Source organism: Streptomyces pseudoechinosporeus (assembly GCF_054783935.1).
On sequence record NZ_BAAGPS010000009.1, the window covers coordinates 384834 to 401573 of the forward strand.

Below are 16740 nucleotides of genomic sequence, written 5' to 3' on the forward strand. Positions count from 1 at the left end.
CGTGTCCGAATCCAGGATTCATCCTCTGCTGAGGTTCTTGCTCGCACCGACGCGCTGCGGGCCCGCCGCCCGTACCCGGGGCGGCCGACCGGCTCGTCGGCGCGGCCGTGAACACTCCGCGCGTTGCAGGGGTGGGTGCGGCACCGTCGATGCCGCGTGCGCGTTGCCATGCCGCACGCAGGTCGGCCCGGACATGACGGGGCTCCGCGTGCCGGTGCGGAGGTCGCACCGGCACGCGGAGCTCGTTTCGGAGCTCGTGACCCGAACCGCTTCGTCAGCTGACGGAGAACTGGCTGAAGCTCGCGGTGCCGATACTTCCGGCGTGGGCCGTGGAGAACATGCCCGCGTCCAGGGTGCTGTTCGCCCGGTCAGTGTCGCGGTGCCGACGGTGGTCCAGGTGGTGCCGTCGGCGGAGTAGGAGCCGGTGACCGACGTGCCGCTCCTGACCAGGCGGAGCCAGACCGGGGCGACGGTGGCGCTTCCGGTCTTGATGGTGTTGGTGTCGAGGTAGCCGTCACCGTTGGAGTCCGACGACAGGGCGATTCCGTTGCCGGGGGTGGTGGCGAGGACGAGGTACCCGGTGGACGAGCCGGCGGAGGCGATGCTGTTTCGCAGCATCAAACCGGCTTTGGCCCAGCTGTTGGTCTTGTCCTGACTGGCGACGCGGACGGTGACGGTCGAGGACGTTCCAGCGGCCCCCGTCTGGTAGGCGGCGGAATACTCGTCGTCGTATGCCGTGCCGGAGCGCCATATGTCGATGCCCGCGCTGGTCAGGGAGGTCACTCCGCCGCTTTGGCTGACGGCGGCCGGAATCGAACTGTATGCCTTGTAGGGAGAGGTGACGATTCGCAGGTTGCTGAATGTCGCGCTGCCGGCGGTGGTGCTGTGGGCTGTGTGGATGACACCGGCATCCTGGGTGGTCGCCATGGACAGCAGGGTCACCGTCGAGCCGACCTGAGTGAAGGTGGATCCGTCGGTGGAGTAGTAGGCGGACACCTGGGTGGCAGTGCGGGTGAGCCGCAACCAGACCGGTGCCTTGACGGTGGCAGCGGTGGACGTGAGCTGGTCGAGGTAGCCGTCGGCGTTGGAGTCCCGCTGGAAGCTGACGCCGTTGTTCGGGGTCACCACCACAGCCGCGTATCCGGCGGAGGAGCCGTCGTCCGTGAGGTCGTTGCGCAGGACGACGCCGGCCTTGGCCCAGCCGCTGGTCTTGTCCAGGCTGTCGACCCGGGCGGTCACCGACGTGCCGTCGACAGCTGCCCCGTTTCGGAAGACGGTGCCGTACTCGTCTTCGTGCTGTCCGCCGGCACCCCAGATGTCCTCGCCCGCGTCGGTGATCGTGAAGTGGCCGCCGCTCTGGCCGGTGTTGGCGGGGGTGGAGGAGTAGGCGCTGTAGGGGGAGCTGACGGGGTCGGTGGTCAGCGGACGGTACCGGGGCTGGATACCGGCGTTGTTCATGACCGTCTTGGCCGCTGACGGCCAGTTGCCGTCTCTGACGACGACGGTGCCGCTGACTACGTCACCGCGGCCGTTGGTGTTGGTGATGTTCGCGGAACTGTTGCTCGTCCAGTTGTCGGTCAGGGTCAGGGCGCCGGTGTTGTTGGTCGCACTGCTGTTCTCGTGGCCCCATTCGCCGGTGTTCCGGAAGACGTTGTTGGTGTCCGTGAAGTTCCGGGAGCCCTCGTCGTGGTAGAAGCCGAACCAACCGTTGTTGCTGTGGCAGTAGTTGCGTTCGAAGGTGCTGCCCGGTGACGCCGACAGGGTGTACATGCAGCCGCCGTCGGTCATCTGCTGCATGAGGTCGTGGATGTAGTTGTCGGTGATGTGGTTGTTCGCGGCGGTGGTCGCCGTCGTGTAGGTGGGCTGGTAGTTGTACAGGCCGCGGTTGACGTAGTCCTGGCTGCCGCCGATGTCGTTGGTGCCCCAGCCGTAGCCGATGGTGAGGCCGGAGTAGGGCAGGTTGTACACCTCGTTGTGCGAGACGGTCGCGCCGCTCACGTAGGTGACGAGGATGGCCGACATGTCACGGTATTCCAGTGCCACGTCATGGATGAGGTTGTTGCTCAGCGTGATGTTCCGGTTGGTCATCCGCCTGTCACTGGGGTGGTGCGCGTCCGCCCGAACGCCGCCGACGACGATGCCGCCGCCCGCGTCCTGGGTGAAGACGTTGCCGGTCGCGGTGATGGTGCGGGCGCCGAGTCCCACGCCGGTGGTGTGGGCGTTGGCGTCGTTGCCGATGCCGAGGCCGCTCTGTCCGAGCTGGGTGAACCGGTTACCGGTGAACGCGATGTGGTCGGCGGCCGAGACCTGGACGGCGGAGGGCATCTGCTCCCAGTGAGGGCGTGTCGCCTCGAAGAGCGGGCAGCCGCTCTGGCACGAGGTCAGCGCGTCCGACGGGCGGTCCCAGGTACCGGAGAGGTACGCGCCGGTCTGCTGGCTGGCGTAGCCGTGGGCGGTGGGGTCCAGCCAACTGGTGCCCGAGAACTGCAGCCCTGAGAAGGCGATGTGGGTGGCGGGGGAGGAGTACGTCCCTCCGACGCTGATGAGCGACTCCAGCTTCGGCACCTCGACGTCGGCCTCACTCATGTCCTGCCCGGTGAGCGGCTTGTAGTACAGGGTGCCGGTAGCAGTGTCGAGGTACCACTCGCCGGCCGTGTCGAGGAACTCGTAGGCGTTCTCGATGTAGAGAGGGCCGGCCCGGAAGGGGCTCGTCAGGGTGTCGTAGCCGAACGTGTTGTTGTTCCACGAGGGCTGGGCCATGGTGATGGTGCCGCTGCTGATGCCGGTCACCGGGGCATAGCGGTCGGTGAAGGATCCGATGCCGTGGATCTCGGTCCGGCCGGGCTGCGCGAGGCTGTTGAGGTAGCTCAGCGAGCTGTTGGTGAACGTGTAGCCGCTGGTGGTCGCGGTCAGGTCCGAGCGGGTGACCTCGGCGCGGGCCCTGGTGGCCATGACGCCGTCGACGGACAGATGGCGCGTGTCGAAGCCGGTGCCGACGTTGCTCTTCCAGATGTTCTTGGCCGAGTCCTGCACGGTCCAGCCGGTGGCCTTCTGCGCTCCGGTGATGACGGGGTGGGCGCCCAGTGCGGCCTTCCAGGTCACCGTGTAGCCGCCTGTGCCGGAGTCCGCCGAGGTGAAGGCGAGTGGCGAGGAGAGCCGGTAGGTGCCGTCGGCGAGCTCGACGGTGATGTTGCCTGTCATGGAGTTGTTGATCGCCCGCACCTTGGTCTTGGCCTGGGTGACGGAGCACGGCCGGCTCACGGAGCAGGCGGTGCCGGAGCCGCTCGGTGAGGCGTGGAGCGTCGTGCCGGCCGCGAAGGCGGGGCCGGCCTGGACGAGGACCGTGGCGGTCGAGGCGGTGAGGACGGCGGCTGTGGCCAGCCATGATCTGAGACGGTTGGGAACCGCGGGACGGATGCGGAGTGTTCGCACGTGACACCTTCCGGGTGGTTCAGAGGGGCCTGCGGTGCCCATGGCGGGCAGGGGAGAACCCAGCGACGGGAGGGGAAGGGAAATGGCGATGTAACATTAGACGTCATATGAATTTCGTCAATAGATCGCGCATGCCGACTCGGCCGGAGTTGGCCCGGGCATGCGAACGCCCCCGGCCTGTCGGCTCGGGGGCGAGGTCGGTGCGGGTGCTCTCAGGAGGCGGGGGAGCTTACGTTTGGCAGGCGGCGGCGGCTCCACGCGGTTTGGATGTGTGCCGCCATGGCTTGCGCGGCCCCGTCGGAGTCCCGGGCCAGCAGCCGCTCGGCGACCGCGCGGTGCTCCTCGTTGGCCTGCTCGCATGCGGTCGCGTCCGGTGTGCCGTTGTACAGGAACGTCGTGCGCGCCTGGGCGTGGAGGATCCGGATGATGGAACGCCCGAGCCTGTTGTGGGATGCCTGCATGATCCGGTCGTGGAAGGCCACATCGGTCTCGATGAAGCGTGCCGGGACGACGGTCTCCTCGTCGAGCCGGACGAGTAGCTGCTCGATGGCTCGCAGGTCGTCGTCGGTGGCCAGCTCCGCGGCCTGGGCTGTCATCTGGGCCTCCAGCGTCGACCGGATGTCGACCAACTGGTCGAGGACGACGAGCTGGTCGTCATGCTGGACGGTCGCGGCGAGCACGACGGGGTCGAGGAGGTTCCATTCCTCGGGTGGAGTGACGGTGGTGCCGTAGCCCTGCCGGGCCTGGACCAGCCCCTTGGCCTCCAGGGACTTGACCGCCTCGCGGATGGTGATCCGGCTGACGCCGAACGTCTCGGAGAGCTCGGGTTCCACCGGCAGGGTCGATCCTGGGGGAATGGCGCCCGACACGATCGTGTCGGTCAGGCTCTCCATGACGGCCTGCGCCAGTCGAGCCGGACGCTTGGGCCAGGGCTTGAGAACAGGAGGCTCTCCTGTTCTGCCGGTGCTCTCCTTGGCCATGCATGTCCCCCTTGCTGATGCGGATGACGGCGAGTCTACTGCGCGGAAACTCCTTGACAGCATTCGTATGACGACTTACGTTACACGAAAATTTCTCAGCAGTACTTTCCCGCCCAAGGGGTGCAAGCCGTGCGCATTACCGAAGTCGAGTGCCATCGGGTCCGGGTGCCGGGAGTCAGTCCGCCCTTCGTCTGGCGGGACGGACTCCTGGGCAGCCCGTCCGAGGGCGAGGCCGCGGTGCTGCGCATCTGCACGGACGAAGGGGTCGAGGGGGTGGCGATGTCCCCCCGGCGAGGCAGCGGTGTCATCCTGGCGGACTTGCTGGACCGCGTACTGCGCAAGGAGTTGGTGGGGCACGATCCCCTGCAGCGGGAATGGCTCTGGCACCGCATGTGGGAGCTGGACCGCACGGAGGAGCTACCGCTCTATCTGCTGGGTCTGGTCGACACCGCGCTTTGGGACCTGGCCGGACGACTCGCCGACCGGCCCACCTGGCAGATGCTCGGCGGTTACCGCACCTCGATACCCGCCTACGCCTCCACTGTCACCTACTCCTCGGTCGAGGAGTACCTGGACATCGCCGACCAGGCCCTGGAGCTCGGCTACCCGGCCATCAAGCTCCACGCCTGGGGTGACGCCCGCCGCGACGCCCGCCTGTCGGTGGCTTTGCGTGAACATGTGGGGGATGACATCCCGCTGATGTTCGACGGGTCGGCGGGCTTCGACCTCCCCGACGCGATCTATCTCGGGCACGCTCTCTCGGACGTCGGCTACCTCTGGTACGAGGAGCCGATGAGGGAGTTCAGTGTCACCGCGTACAAGCGCCTCGCAGACGCGGTGGCCGTTCCCCTCCTCGTGGCCGAGACCTCCGACGGGGCGCACATGAACTCGGCCGATTTCATCCAGGCCGGCGCCGCCACCTTCGGAGTCCGCGCCTCCACCCAACTGCGCGGCGGCTTCACCGGCGCGATGCGCACCGCCCACCTCGCCGACGCCTACCGGCTGCGTGCCGAGGTGCACGGGCCGGAGATCCCCAACCGGCACCTGTGCATGGCCATCTCGAACACCACCTACTACGAGTCGCTGGTCATGGGCAATCCCATCAGCCGCGAGAGCGGCATCGACGCCCATGGCCTCGTTCATGCCCCCACCGGTCCGGGCGTCGCCCTTCCGGCGGGCCTGGACTACCCTCCCGCCCTTCAGGCATTTGTCGACAAGAAGACCGTCACCCCGCCCCGGGCCTGATGACCGGAGCCCCAGGACCGACGGCCCGTCTCGAACACCCCGAACGCGGCACCTCTCACCGCTGTGCGCCCTTTCCCAAGATCTGAGGTCAGTCATGAACGACGACGTTCCGGTTTCCTCCCGCCGCCGACTCAGGCACACGGCCGTCGCCTTCCTGGGCGCCGTCTCCCTGCTCGCGTTCGCTGCCTGCGGCAGCGCGGACCCCACACCCACGGCGACTTCCTCCCCGGCGGCCTTCAAGCCCGTGGCTCAGCAGCAGGGCAGTGAGATCACGGTCTGGGCGGACGCCACCCGTGTACCTGGCGTGAAGGCCTTCCAGAAGGCGCACCCGGACGTGAAGATGAAGATCGTCACATACAGCGGCGACGCCAACGGGGCCAATGACCTGCAGACCAAGGTGCAGCTGTTCGACCGGACCGGCAGCGGCTGGCCCGACGTCGCCTTCAGCGCCAACGTCAACGACGGCACCTGGGCCTCCCAGGGCAAGACGCCCTACGCCGCCCCCGTCAACCGGGACATCATCCCGAAGACCACCCTCGACGGCTTCGCGGACGGCGCGCTGAATCCCTGCACCTTCAACGGCAACACCTACTGCCTCCGCAACGACCTGGCCCAGAACGTGCTCTGGTACAACAAGTCCCTCATGGACAAGTTCGGGTACAAGGTCCCGACCACTTGGGAGGAGTACCAGGCACTCGGCGAGAAGGTCGCCAAGGAGCACCCCGGCTACCTGGTCGGCACCGCCGGAGACGCCTGGACTCCTGAGGTGTACTTCTGGGCGAGCCAATGCACGGCCAGCACCACTACCGGCGCCAAGAAGGTGAAGGTGGATCTGCAGGACGCCAAGTGCACCCGGATGGCCAAGCTGCTCGACACCCTGATCGCCAAGGGCTCGGTCTCCAAGGACACCGTCTTCAGCGCCGGCTTCATCAAGAACCAGGCGAGCAAGGTCCTGATGCTCCCCGGCCCTTCCTGGTACGGCCAGGTGCTCTTCAACTCCACCTTCAAGATCCCCAAGGGGCAGATCGCCGCCGCCTCCCCGCTGAAGTTCGAGGGCGACGCCAAGAACTACACCGGCAATGTCGGCGGTGGTCTGTGGTTCGTCTCCTCCCACAGCAAGAACCTCAAGGCGGCCGCCGACCTGGTCACCTGGATGACGACCTCGGACGACTACCAGGGCACCGCGGGCACCTACCCCGCGTACAAGAAGGCCGCGACCACCTGGCTCGCCAACCAGAAGAAGACCGGCTACTTCGCCAAGGACATCAGCCCCGTCTTCGAGGAAGCCGCGGAACTGATCTGGCCCGGCTGGTCCGCCACCCAGTACAGCCAGGAAGCGATCTACTCCTCCACCGTGGTCCCCGCCCTGAACTCCGGCAAGACCCTCACCGACACTCTGGGCACCTGGCAGACGGCCATCACCAACAAGGCCAAGTCCCTCGGCTACACCGTCAACTAGCGAAGCGGACCCATGACCACCCACCTCGCGACGGAGCGGAGCGGCCGCCGACGCGGCCGCTCCGCCCGCAACCCCGCCGGAGGCGCCGGCTACGTCTTCGTCTCCGGCTACGTCCTCCTGCTGTTCGCCTTCGGCGTCCTGCCCACCTGTTACGCGGTGTGGCTGGCGCTGTCCAACTCCCGCAACCAGCTCGTCGGACTCGGCAACTTCACCCGGACGTTCGCCGACTACCGCTTCGGACCGGCCTTCCTCCACATCGGCCTGTACCTGGTGGTCTGGCTGGCCAGCCTGATGATCCTGGTGGTGCTGCTCTCCCTGATGCTGCACGGCCGCATGCGCAGGGCCTCCACCAGCCTGCGGTTCCTGTTCTACCTACCGGGTGCCCTCGCCGGGGTGGCGAGCGTACTGCTCTTCCTGATCCTCCTCGACCCGGCGGCCAGCCCCGTCGGCTGGCTGCTGAAGGGCTTCGGCTGGAACACCCTCGCCGAGGTCAACGCCCCCGGTCACCTGCCGGTGCTCTTCACCGTCATCGCCTTCTGGACCGGGGCCGGCGGCTGGATCGTGGTCATGTACGGCGCGCTCAACAGCATCCCGGACGAGATCCTGGAGGCTGCCCGCATCGACGGCGCCAGCACGTTCCAGATCGCCCTGCGCATCCAGATCCCGATGATCACCAAGTGGATCGCGTACATGCTGATCCTGGCCTTCGCGGCCGGCACCCAGCTCTTCGTCGAGCCGCAACTGGTCTCCCTCGCCAGCTGGGGCATGATCCCCGACAGCTGGTCACCGAACCAGCTCTCCTACCAGTACGCCTTCCAGGCAGGCGACTTCAACGGCGCGGCGGCGCTCTCCGTCGACCTCCTCATCCTGGGCCTCGCCTGCGCGGCGCTCGTCGTCTTCCGTACCGGCCTGTTCGACAGGGACGAAGGATGACCACCGCTCCCACGACCACAGCCCGCCGAACCCCGCCGCCCCGTACCGCCGGCGCCCGCACCAGCCCGAGGAAGCCCATGCGCTGGAAGCGCCGCCCAAGCTCACTGGCCGCCCGGCTGGCCTGGCTCATCGTCATGGGCCTGTCCGCGCTGTTCTTCTGCGTGCCGGTGGTGTGGCTCCTGCTGGCCCCGACCAAGACCGACAGCCAGATCGTGCGGGACAACCCGTTCTCCTTCGGCTCTCTCGGCGCGGTCGCCGACACCTGGCACCACCTCTACGCGTTCCAGGACGGCACCATCCTCACCTGGCTGCTGAACTCGGCGCTCTACACGTTCGGCGCGCTGGCCGTGACCCTGGTGACGTCGATCCCCGCCGGGTACGCGCTGGCTCTCACCCAGTTCATCGGGCGACGGATGCTGCTGACCATCACCATGCTCGTGATGCTCATGCCGACGGCCGCGATGGTGCTGCCCCTGTACCTGGGGATGAACGCCGTGCACCTGGACGGCACGATCTGGTCGGTCATCCTGCCCTTCTCCTTCTTCCCGTTCGGGGTCTACCTCACCTACATCTACTTCTCCTCCAACGTCCCCTCCGACCTGCTGGCCGCAGCGCGCATCGACGGCTGCTCGGAGTGGCAGGTCTTCCGTCTCATCGCGATGCCGCTGGCCAAGCCCGTGATCGCCCTGGTCGGCTTCTTCAACTTCGTCGGCAACTGGAACAACTTCTTCCTGCCGTTCGTGATGCTGCCCGACAGCTCCCAATATCCGGCGCAGGTGGGGCTGAACAACCTGCTCGCCGCCTCGCCGCTGTTCAACACCTCCAGCGGCGCGGGAAACCAGATCATGCGGCCCGAACTGGCCCTGGCCACCCTGGTGACCATCGTCCCTGTTCTGATCGTGTTCCTCTTCTCCCAACGCGCTCTCGTGTCCGGCATGCTCGCCGGCGCGACAAAGGAGTGAGGCGGCAGCCGCACCCTTGGCGCCGCCGCCGTATTCAACCGGCGTTCCCTGACGTCGGCGTCGTGCCAAGCCCCACGCCGTGCGGACGGCCACGCCAGTGCGTCACCAGGCAGGCCCATGGCGGGCTGTCCGGCAACGCCGCCCACACTCACCGGAAGGACCCGATGAAACGGGTTGCCCAGACGATCCGCCTGCGGCCCGAGCACCGTGAGCTGTATCTGCGCCTGCATTCCGCGGTCTGGCCGGGCGTCGAGGGCGCGCTGCGGGCCGCGAACATCCGCAACTACAGCATCTTCCTGCGCGAGGACACGCTGTTCGGCTACTTCGAGTACCACGGCGACGACTTCGAGGCCGACCTCGGCGACGACGCCTCGGTACGCGTCGCCGTGGAGACCGCTGCCGGGCAGCTCGGTGGCCTGGACATCCTGGTCAACAACGCGGGCATCGGCGCCGTCGGTACCGTCGAGGACAACCCGGACGAGGAGTGGCACCGCGTCCTCGACGTCAACGTCCTAGGGACGGTGCGCACCACCCGGGCCGCCCTGCCGTATCTACGGCGCTCGTCGCACGCGGCGGTCGTCAACACATGCTCCATCGCGGCCACCGCGGGCCTCCCCCAGCGCGCCCTGTACTCCGCCAGCAAGGGTGCGGTGCTGTCGCTGACCCTGGCGATGGCCGCGGACCATGTCCGTGAGGGCATCCGTGTCAACTGCGTCAACCCCGGCACCGCCGACACACCCTGGGTGACCCGGCTCCTGGACGCCGCAGGCGACCCAGAGACGGAACGCGCCGCCCTCGACGCACGCCAGCTCCTGGGACGGCTGGTCACCGCGGACGAGGTGGCGGCGGCCGTGATCTACCTGGCGAGCCCCGCCGCGGCCTCCGTCACCGGCATCGCCCTCGCCGTCGACGGTGGCATGCAGGGGCTCCGGCTGCGCCCGGCGGTCGGCGCATGAGAGCGACGACGCCGGTCGGCACCGGTGTCAGGGTCACCGAGCTGTCGTTCGGGGCCGCGGGCATCGGCAACCTCTTCCGCCCGGTCACCGACGAGGCCGCGTTCGCCGCGGTGGACGCGGCCTGGGACGCGGGCGTACGCACCTTCGACACCGCCCCGCACTATGGACTCGGGCTGTCCGAGCGACGCCTGGGCGCCGCGCTGCGCGGACGCGACCGCGACGCGTACACCGTGTCCACCAAGGTCGGGCGGCTGCTCGAACCCAACCCTGAAGGCGGCCGCGGCGACGATCTCGCCCACGGCTTCGCCGTGCCCGACACTCACCGGCGAGTCTGGGACTTCAGCTGCGACGGAGTCCTGCGCTCCCTGGAAGGGAGCCTGGACCGCCTTGGCCTGGACCGTGTGGACATCGCCTTGCTGCACGACCCGGACCACCACGCCGAGCAGGCTCTCACCGAGGCATACCCAGCGCTGGAACGGCTGCGCGGGGAAGGCGTCGTCAAGGCGATCGGCATCGGAGTGAACCAGTGCGCGCTCCCCGCCCGCTTCCTGCGCGAGACCGACATCGACGTGGTGCTGCTCGCCGGCCGCTACACCCTGCTGGAGCAGGAGGGGCTTGCTGAGGTACTGCCGGAGGCCGCCGCCCGCGGCAGGAGTGTCATCGTCGGCGGGGTGTTCAACTCGGGTCTGCTCACCGACCCGAAACCCGGGACCACGTACGACTACGCGCCAGCCCCACCACATGTGCTGGACCGGGCCCTGCGCATGAAGGCGGTCACCGAACGCCACGGCGTACCGCTGCGCGCAGCCGCTCTGCGCTTCCCGTTCGGCCATCCGGCGGTCGCGAGCGTACTGTCCGGAGCTCGTTCCGCCGAGGAGGTCCGCGACACAGTGGATCAGCTGCGGCGAACGATGCCGGCCGCGGTCTGGGACGGACTGCGCGCCGAGGGGCTGCTGCCCCGGCGCGTCCCCGTCCCTGCCGCGGCACCGGTCGAAGAAGCCGATCGACCGAAGGGGGAGTCGTGGGGGTGACCGTCACCCGCTGAACACCGCCCTATGGAACCGATGCACGGACGCACGTCGTCAGGTGAGGTGTTTGCCGAGGTAGCGGCCGGTGATGCTGTGCGGGTGCTGTGTGATGTCGTCGGGGGTCCCGGTGGCAACGACGGTGCCGCCGACGGCACCGCCTCCGGGTCCCATGTCGATGACATGGTCGGCGTTGGTGATCATGTCGAGGTCGTGCTCGATGACGATGACGGTGGCGCCGTTGTCGACCAGACGCTGGAGGACGTCCAGGAGGGTACGGATGTCGAGGGGGTGGAGTCCGACGCTGGGTTCGTCGAGGATGAAGAGGGCGTCGGACTGGTTGCGGGTGAGCTCGGTGGCGAGCTTCAGCCGCTGCGCCTCGCCACCGGACAGGGCCGGGGTGTCCTCGCCGAGGGTGAGGTAGCCGAGGCCGAGGTCGATGAGGGACTGGAGCCGGGTGCGCACCCGCCGGATGTCTCCGACCTGCTCGATGGCCTGCCGCACGGTGAGAGCGAGCAGGTCGGGCAGGCTGATCCCGCCGTCGGGGTTGCTGGGGGTCGGACGGAGGATGTCGGCGGCTCGGGGAGCGTAGCGGGCGCCGTCGCAGGCCGGGCAGGCGATATCGACGTCGGGGAGGAACTGCACGTCCAGGGAGATCTGGCCGGTGCCTTCGCAGCGGGGACAGCGCAGGGAGCCCGTGTTGTACGAGAAGTCCGCGGCGGTCAGGCTCTGTTGCCTGGCCGTGCCGGTGGCGGCGTAGGCACGACGCAGGTCGTCGAGGACGCCGCTGTAGGTGGCGACGGTGGACCGGACGTTGACGCCGATGGGGGTGGCGTCGACCATGTTCACCCGGGTGATCCCCTGCGCGTCCACCTTCGAGACATGACCGGGCAGCGGGCGGCCGGCGGCTTGCGCCCGGAGGGCGGGGACGAGGCTGTCGAGGATCAGCGTGGTCTTGCCCGATCCGGACACGCCGGTCACCGCGGTCAGACGCCCCTGGGGGACGTCGACGGCCAGGGCGTGCACCGTGTGCAGGGGGCGGGTGTCCAAGTGGATGCGGCCCTGGTCGAACATCGCGTCGCGGTCGGCTCGGTCGCGTACGAGGGCGGGCTCGCGGCCGACGAGGAATCCGCCGATCAGGGAGTCGGGGTCCTTGCCGAGGGCGGTGACGTCGCCGGCGGCCAGGACGGTGCCGCCTTCGGTACCGGAGCCGGGGCCGATCTCGATGAGCCAGTCGGCTTCGCGCAGGACCTGGACGTCATGGTCGACGAGCACGACGGAGTTGCCGTCGCGCAGCAGGTCGCGCATTACACCGAGGAGACCGTCCACGTTCGAGGGATGCAGGCCGATGGAGGGCTCGTCCAGGACGTAGAGCACTCCAGTGGTCTGGTTCCGCACCGCGCGGGCCAGCTGGACACGCTGCCGTTCACCGGTCGACAGGGTTGAGCTGGCCCGATCCAAGGCGAGGTAGCCCAGGCCGAGTTCGACCAGGCGGCGGGCGGCCTCCAGCAGAGTGGCGACGATGTTCCGCGCCATCGGGCGCATCTCCGGTGGCAGGGTGTCGGTGAGGGCAGGGGCCCACACGACGAGGTCGTCAAGAGTCTTCGCGGCGGCCTCGGCAAGGTTGATGCCGTCGACAAGGGTGGCGCGCGCCTGCTCGCTGAGCCGAGTGCCACCGCAGGCAGGGCAGGTCTGGGCGCTGATGAACTTGTTCACCCGGTTCAGACCACGCTCGGTCGTGGCGTTGTTCAAGGCATCCTCGACCGCTTGACGGGCGTTGCGGTAGGTGAAGTCCAGCTCGAAGAGCTTGCCGTTCTTGGACCGCACGCTGATGTGCCGCTTCTCGGCGGGGCCGTGCATGACGATGTCCCGCTCGTGGGCGGTCAGTTCCGCGTACGGCACATCGGTGCGAACCCCGAACTCGGCGACGACCTGCGGCATCACCGTCAGCCCGAACATCGACCACGGAGCCACCGCCTTCTCGGCGATGGTGCGTTGCGGATCCGGGACGAGAGCTGCTTCGTCGACTTCCCGGACCATGCCGGTGCCGGTGCACCGCGGGCACGCGCCGTCCGAGTTGAAGGCCAGCGACTCCGCGCCCGGCGGGTAGAACGTCACCTCGCACACAGGGCAGGTCAGGTCCAGCCCAGCGGCAACGTCGATCGTCGGGTCCTGCCGGTGGCCGTTGGGGCACAGGTGTGCTCCCAGGCGGGAGAACAACAGGCGCAGGACGTTCAGTAGCTCGGTCGACGTACCGAAGGTGCTGCGCACCCCGGGGACACCGGGTCGCTGCCGCAGCGCGAGCGCCGCGGGCACATGCTCGACACTGTCCACCGCCGCGCGAGGTGCCTGCGCCATGCGCCGGCGGGTGTACGTGGACAGCGCCTCCAGGTACCGGCGTGATCCCTCCGCGTACAGGACCCCCATCGCCAGCGAGGACTTGCCGGAGCCGGACACGCCTGCCACCGCGACGAGTTGGCGGAGCGGCACCGTCACGTCGATGTCTTTGAGGTTGTGGACCTTCGCCCCGCGCACCTGGATTGTCAGGGGCGGATCCCCCGCACCCTCGCCTGCGGCCCCGGTCGGCGCGGATACTGCATCGCCCGCGCTGCTGTGCATCATCGGTTCTCCCTCCAACGGCATCTTCGGGTTCACCAACGACCCGCACTCACAGAATCAATCCTCGGAAGTTGTTTCCATGTAATGTATATGATTCTTTTGGTGTGACACAAGGAATGGATTGCCCCGATTTCCTGGCCGCCTGGGGGTCGACCAGGCCGCGGTGGCGGGAACGTCGTAGCCCGTGGGTCCGGACGTTCTGCGAGAGGGTGGCCTCGATGCCGGCGCGTATCGCGTAATTGCACTGCCATTGCTCGGTCTGCTGGTCGAGCCGCTTGCGCGTCTGGGTCTCATGCGGCGGCCAGGGCAGCACCGCTACAGAGAGGGGCCGGGTCGCGGAGGACGTGCACCGGGTGCGGTCCGGGCAGGACAGGCAGTCCGCCTCTGTCGGGTGCGCCTGATGGAGGGCCGCAACGGCATACAATTAACAGCCTATGGAAGATAATTCTACGGAAGATGAGTGATGGCTGACGCTGACCTGAAGCTGCTGTACCGGGAGCTGGTCTCGCTGGAGATCGAGCTGTGGAATGGCATCGAGGGGCGGTTGCGGGCGGAGTACGACCTGCCGCTGACCTCGTTCGAGGTGCTGCATCTGCTGCTGCGGCGGCCCGGGCGGCGGATCCAGGACATCGCGGAGGAGTTCTCGATCACGGTGGGCGGCACGAGCAAGGTGGTCGACCGTCTGGAGGCGGCGGGCTGGTGCGCGCGGCGGGCCAACCCGAACGACCGCCGTTCCTCGGTCGTCGAGCTGACGTCTGAGGGGCGCAAGCTGGTGAACGGGGCGCTGAAGGTCTTCGAGGAGGAGCTGGAGCTGCGTATCGGGTCGGTGATTCCCGAGCAGTCCGTACGCGAGATGACCGCGGTCCTCGGCACGCTGCGGGCAGCCGGACGTGCCCTGGATGCGGAGCGGAAGGCCGCCGGGCAGACGCCGGTGCCGGGTGTGCGGGCGCCGAAGCAGCCCGGTCGGCCGGCATCGTGAGCCACGACGGCGACGGCTCCGCTGCGCCCGTGGGCTGAGGGGCCGGGCGAACACAAATCCCCGGGCCCCGGCCTTTCAGCCCACGGTTCGGTTGCCGATGTGTTGGCCCGTACCGCCCCGGCAGCCCTCAACTCCCCAGTGAACATGAGGAGATGGGTGTCGACCAGTTGCCGCCCCCGTGCGAGCAGCACCCGCCCGACCTCCGCGCAGACGGTGGCCTCGGTCGCAGTCCCGGCCGGTGACAGCCTCACCATGTCCCCGTACGACCTTGATGTGACAGTGGCGGCCGATCCGGACTGGCGGCCCGGTGATCTCGTCTCGTTCACGCTGCACTTCGAGCGCAGCGGGGCCGTGAACCACCCCGTGGTCGTGGTTCGCCGGGGCCAGGACGGAACGTGACTTCCCCACCCCCAGAAGTCGGGCGGGTCCTCCGTTGAGTTCCGGCACGTTGGCGTGTCCTGTATCACTCATTCCGGGGTGAGTGGCAGGCCCGGGTGTTGTGCGTACCCACCTGTGACGAGCGGGGCTCGGATGCAAGGATGAGGCCGACATGACTGCTGGGTGGTGTGCGCGCACGACACGGGCCGCGGTGTTCGCGGCCGTCTGCGTGCTGCTCGCGGCCCTCGGCCACGTACTGATGTCGGGCTCCACCGTGCCCTGGTGGACGATGACCGCCGGGTTCGTCGCCACGAGCGGTGTCGGCTGGTGTCTGGCGGGCCGTGAACGCGGGCTCACGCTGGTGGTGTCCGCTGTAGCCCTCGCCCAGGGCGCGCTCCACTGGACCTTCTCGTCGGCCCAGTCGGCGGCGTCGGGGGCCAGCACGGATTCCGCGGTGCACCACATGCGTGGTGACCCGAGCGGCATGCCCATGGGCTCCACCTCCATGGACGCGATCGACATGGGCTCCATGGGCATGGGCCACTCGGCGCATGCGGGGCACCTCGGTCACATGGCTCACGACATGAGTGGCACGTCGTCACTCGGGATGCTCGCCGCCCACACCCTGGCCGCCCTGCTGAGCGGCCTGTGGCTGGCCCACGGCGAGCGGGCCGCGTTCCGTGTCCTGCGAGCGGTCGAGGGATGGCTGGCCGCTCCGCTGCGGCTGCCGATCGCCCTGCCCGCCACGCCGCCCCACCGGCCGCGCCCGCGGCCGACGCGCGAGCGTTCGGCACGGGTACCAAGGCTGACTCTCGCTCACACGATCATTTCTCGGGGGCCTCCGGCCGGAACCGCTGTCGCCTGAGACAGCCGGTTCCCCGAGGCCATTCCCTCGTCCCCACGAGCGCCGCGTCGTCGACGCCAGGGCCGGAGGGCAGGGCTTTCGGGCACGGGTCGTTCACGTCGTACGGCCCCATCCCACTTCCCTCCCGTTCCGGGACGTTTCCGCAGCAGCGCACCGCGCACCCCTGCGCGCCAAGCGCGTCGCTCGCGAGTGCGCGGTCGCGCATGCCGCCTTGCCGGGTCCCGGACAACCCGAGAAGGACATACAGGTGATCACTCCTGTCCTGACCGCCTCGCGCGAAACGCGTGAGGCGGGGTACGAGACGACGGACGAGTCCGGTGCGGCATCGCGCGACGAGGCGGCCACCGCCTGGGCGCTGGCCGCCCGCGGTGGTGACCCTGACGCCGTCGACCGGTTCGTACGGGCCCTGCATCCCGACGTCGTCCGCTACATCACCCACCTCTCCTCCGATCGCCAGCTCGCCGACGACCTGGCGCAGGACACGTTTCTGCGGGCGCTCGGCAGCCTGCACCGGTTCGAAGGGCGCTCGTCGGCGCGTACGTGGCTGCTGTCCATCGCGCGTCGTACGGTGATCGACAGTTGGCGGTACGCCGCCACGCGGCCGCGGTTGGCCGACGCGGACGACTGGACGATACGGGCCGAGAGGGCTCAGCCGAGAGGCCTGCCCGGCTTCGAGGAAGGTGTGGCGTTGCTCGACCTGCTGAACGCCCTGCCCTCAGAGCGCCGCCAGGCGTTCGTCCTCACCCAGTTGGCGGGACTGCCCTACGAAGAGGCCGCCGAGTTCAGCGGCTGCCCCGTCGGGACGATCCGCTCGCGGGTGGCACGGGCCCGGGTGGCCCTCATCGAACTCCTCGCAGGAGCTGAGGACCCGCCTGCCTCGGCCGCAGCGGCGGCCTGACGAATGGAG

The 16740-nt window shown here is 68.6% G+C and carries 14 protein-coding genes; 10 read left to right on the forward strand and 4 right to left on the reverse strand.

Annotated features, from left to right (window positions below):
* Nucleotides 1–18: 18 nt before the first annotated feature.
* Together ACYVO6_RS13355 and ACYVO6_RS13360 are read right to left on the reverse strand one after the other, a co-directional pair.
* The gene (locus ACYVO6_RS13355; RefSeq protein ID WP_461060688.1) at nt 19–3432 is read right to left on the reverse strand and encodes a DUF1349 domain-containing protein; all 3414 of its coding nucleotides are present in this window, start codon (nt 3430–3432) and stop codon (nt 19–21) included.
* 212 nt (nt 3433–3644) lie between these two features.
* Nucleotides 3645–4412, reverse strand: coding sequence for a FadR/GntR family transcriptional regulator (locus tag ACYVO6_RS13360; protein ID WP_461060690.1), 768 nt, complete (start codon nt 4410–4412; stop codon nt 3645–3647).
* A 129-nt stretch (nt 4413–4541) separates the two neighbouring features.
* On the opposite strand from ACYVO6_RS13360, the gene ACYVO6_RS13365 reads away from it, so the two are divergent.
* The 6 genes from ACYVO6_RS13365 to ACYVO6_RS13390 all read left to right on the forward strand — a co-directional run bounded on the left by ACYVO6_RS13365 (nt 4542) and on the right by ACYVO6_RS13390 (nt 10998).
* A complete protein-coding gene (locus ACYVO6_RS13365; RefSeq protein ID WP_461060692.1) occupies nt 4542–5657 on the forward strand; it encodes an enolase C-terminal domain-like protein in 1116 nt (371 codons plus the stop codon).
* Nucleotides 5658–5751: 94 nt separating this feature from the next.
* Nucleotides 5752–7116: an ABC transporter substrate-binding protein gene (locus ACYVO6_RS13370; protein ID WP_461060694.1), complete on the forward strand. Its 1365-nt coding sequence runs from the start codon at nt 5752–5754 to the stop codon at nt 7114–7116.
* 12 nt (nt 7117–7128) lie between these two features.
* Nucleotides 7129–8049 (forward strand): carbohydrate ABC transporter permease, encoded by a 921-nt coding sequence (locus tag ACYVO6_RS13375; protein WP_461060696.1) that lies wholly within the window; start codon nt 7129–7131, stop codon nt 8047–8049.
* A gap of 77 nt (nt 8050–8126) precedes the next feature.
* Entirely contained in the window at nt 8127–9011 is an 885-nt protein-coding gene (locus ACYVO6_RS13380) for a carbohydrate ABC transporter permease (RefSeq protein ID WP_461061375.1), read from the forward strand.
* Nucleotides 9012–9175: 164 nt separating this feature from the next.
* Nucleotides 9176–9967 carry an SDR family oxidoreductase gene (locus ACYVO6_RS13385; RefSeq protein WP_461060698.1) on the forward strand — a complete coding sequence of 264 codons (792 nt, stop codon included), beginning with the start codon at nt 9176–9178 and terminating at the stop codon, nt 9965–9967.
* On the forward strand, nt 9964–10998 hold the full coding sequence (locus ACYVO6_RS13390) for an aldo/keto reductase (RefSeq protein ID WP_461060700.1): 1035 nt from the start codon (nt 9964–9966) through the stop codon (nt 10996–10998). Before ACYVO6_RS13385 ends, ACYVO6_RS13390 begins: the two co-directional genes overlap by 4 nt.
* Before the next feature lie 51 nt (nt 10999–11049).
* Here ACYVO6_RS13390 and ACYVO6_RS13395 read toward each other — a convergent pair whose 3' ends face one another.
* Both ACYVO6_RS13395 and ACYVO6_RS13400 read right to left on the reverse strand, forming a co-directional pair.
* The gene (locus tag ACYVO6_RS13395) at nt 11050–13614 is read right to left on the reverse strand and encodes an excinuclease ABC subunit UvrA (RefSeq protein ID WP_461060702.1); all 2565 of its coding nucleotides are present in this window, start codon (nt 13612–13614) and stop codon (nt 11050–11052) included.
* A gap of 46 nt (nt 13615–13660) precedes the next feature.
* Entirely contained in the window at nt 13661–14035 is a 375-nt protein-coding gene (locus tag ACYVO6_RS13400) for a transposase (protein ID WP_461060704.1), read from the reverse strand.
* A 39-nt stretch (nt 14036–14074) separates the two neighbouring features.
* On the opposite strand from ACYVO6_RS13400, the gene ACYVO6_RS13405 reads away from it, so the two are divergent.
* The 4 genes from ACYVO6_RS13405 (at nt 14075) to ACYVO6_RS13420 (ending at nt 16731) form a co-directional block, all read left to right on the forward strand.
* The gene (locus ACYVO6_RS13405; protein WP_461060706.1) at nt 14075–14590 is read left to right on the forward strand and encodes a MarR family winged helix-turn-helix transcriptional regulator; all 516 of its coding nucleotides are present in this window, start codon (nt 14075–14077) and stop codon (nt 14588–14590) included.
* A 156-nt stretch (nt 14591–14746) separates the two neighbouring features.
* The gene (locus tag ACYVO6_RS13410; protein ID WP_461060708.1) at nt 14747–14989 is read left to right on the forward strand and encodes a copper chaperone PCu(A)C; all 243 of its coding nucleotides are present in this window, start codon (nt 14747–14749) and stop codon (nt 14987–14989) included.
* Nucleotides 14990–15140: 151 nt separating this feature from the next.
* Complete coding sequence (locus tag ACYVO6_RS13415) at nt 15141–15833, forward strand: hypothetical protein (RefSeq protein WP_461060710.1); 693 nt, start codon at nt 15141–15143, stop codon at nt 15831–15833.
* Nucleotides 15834–16080: 247 nt separating this feature from the next.
* Nucleotides 16081–16731 (forward strand): sigma-70 family RNA polymerase sigma factor, encoded by a 651-nt coding sequence (locus ACYVO6_RS13420; protein WP_461060712.1) that lies wholly within the window; start codon nt 16081–16083, stop codon nt 16729–16731.
* The last annotated feature ends 9 nt before the right edge of the window (nt 16732–16740 follow it).

Bases quoted from the DNA above. Each gene is read 5' to 3' on its own strand.
- ACYVO6_RS13360 (WP_461060690.1), bottom strand. From the start codon at position 4,412: ATGGCCAAGGAGAGCACCGGCAGAACAGGAGAGCCTCCTGTTCTCAAG.
- ACYVO6_RS13370 (WP_461060694.1), top strand. From the start codon at position 5,752: ATGAACGACGACGTTCCGGTTTCCTCCCGCCGCCGACTCAGGCACACG.
- ACYVO6_RS13375 (WP_461060696.1), top strand. From the start codon at position 7,129: ATGACCACCCACCTCGCGACGGAGCGGAGCGGCCGCCGACGCGGCCGC.
- ACYVO6_RS13380 (WP_461061375.1), top strand. From the start codon at position 8,127: ATGCGCTGGAAGCGCCGCCCAAGCTCACTGGCCGCCCGGCTGGCCTGG.
- ACYVO6_RS13385 (WP_461060698.1), top strand. From the start codon at position 9,176: ATGAAACGGGTTGCCCAGACGATCCGCCTGCGGCCCGAGCACCGTGAG.
- ACYVO6_RS13390 (WP_461060700.1), top strand. From the start codon at position 9,964: ATGAGAGCGACGACGCCGGTCGGCACCGGTGTCAGGGTCACCGAGCTG.
- ACYVO6_RS13395 (WP_461060702.1), bottom strand. From the start codon at position 13,614: ATGATGCACAGCAGCGCGGGCGATGCAGTATCCGCGCCGACCGGGGCC.
- ACYVO6_RS13405 (WP_461060706.1), top strand. From the start codon at position 14,075: ATGGCTGACGCTGACCTGAAGCTGCTGTACCGGGAGCTGGTCTCGCTG.
- ACYVO6_RS13415 (WP_461060710.1), top strand. From the start codon at position 15,141: ATGACTGCTGGGTGGTGTGCGCGCACGACACGGGCCGCGGTGTTCGCG.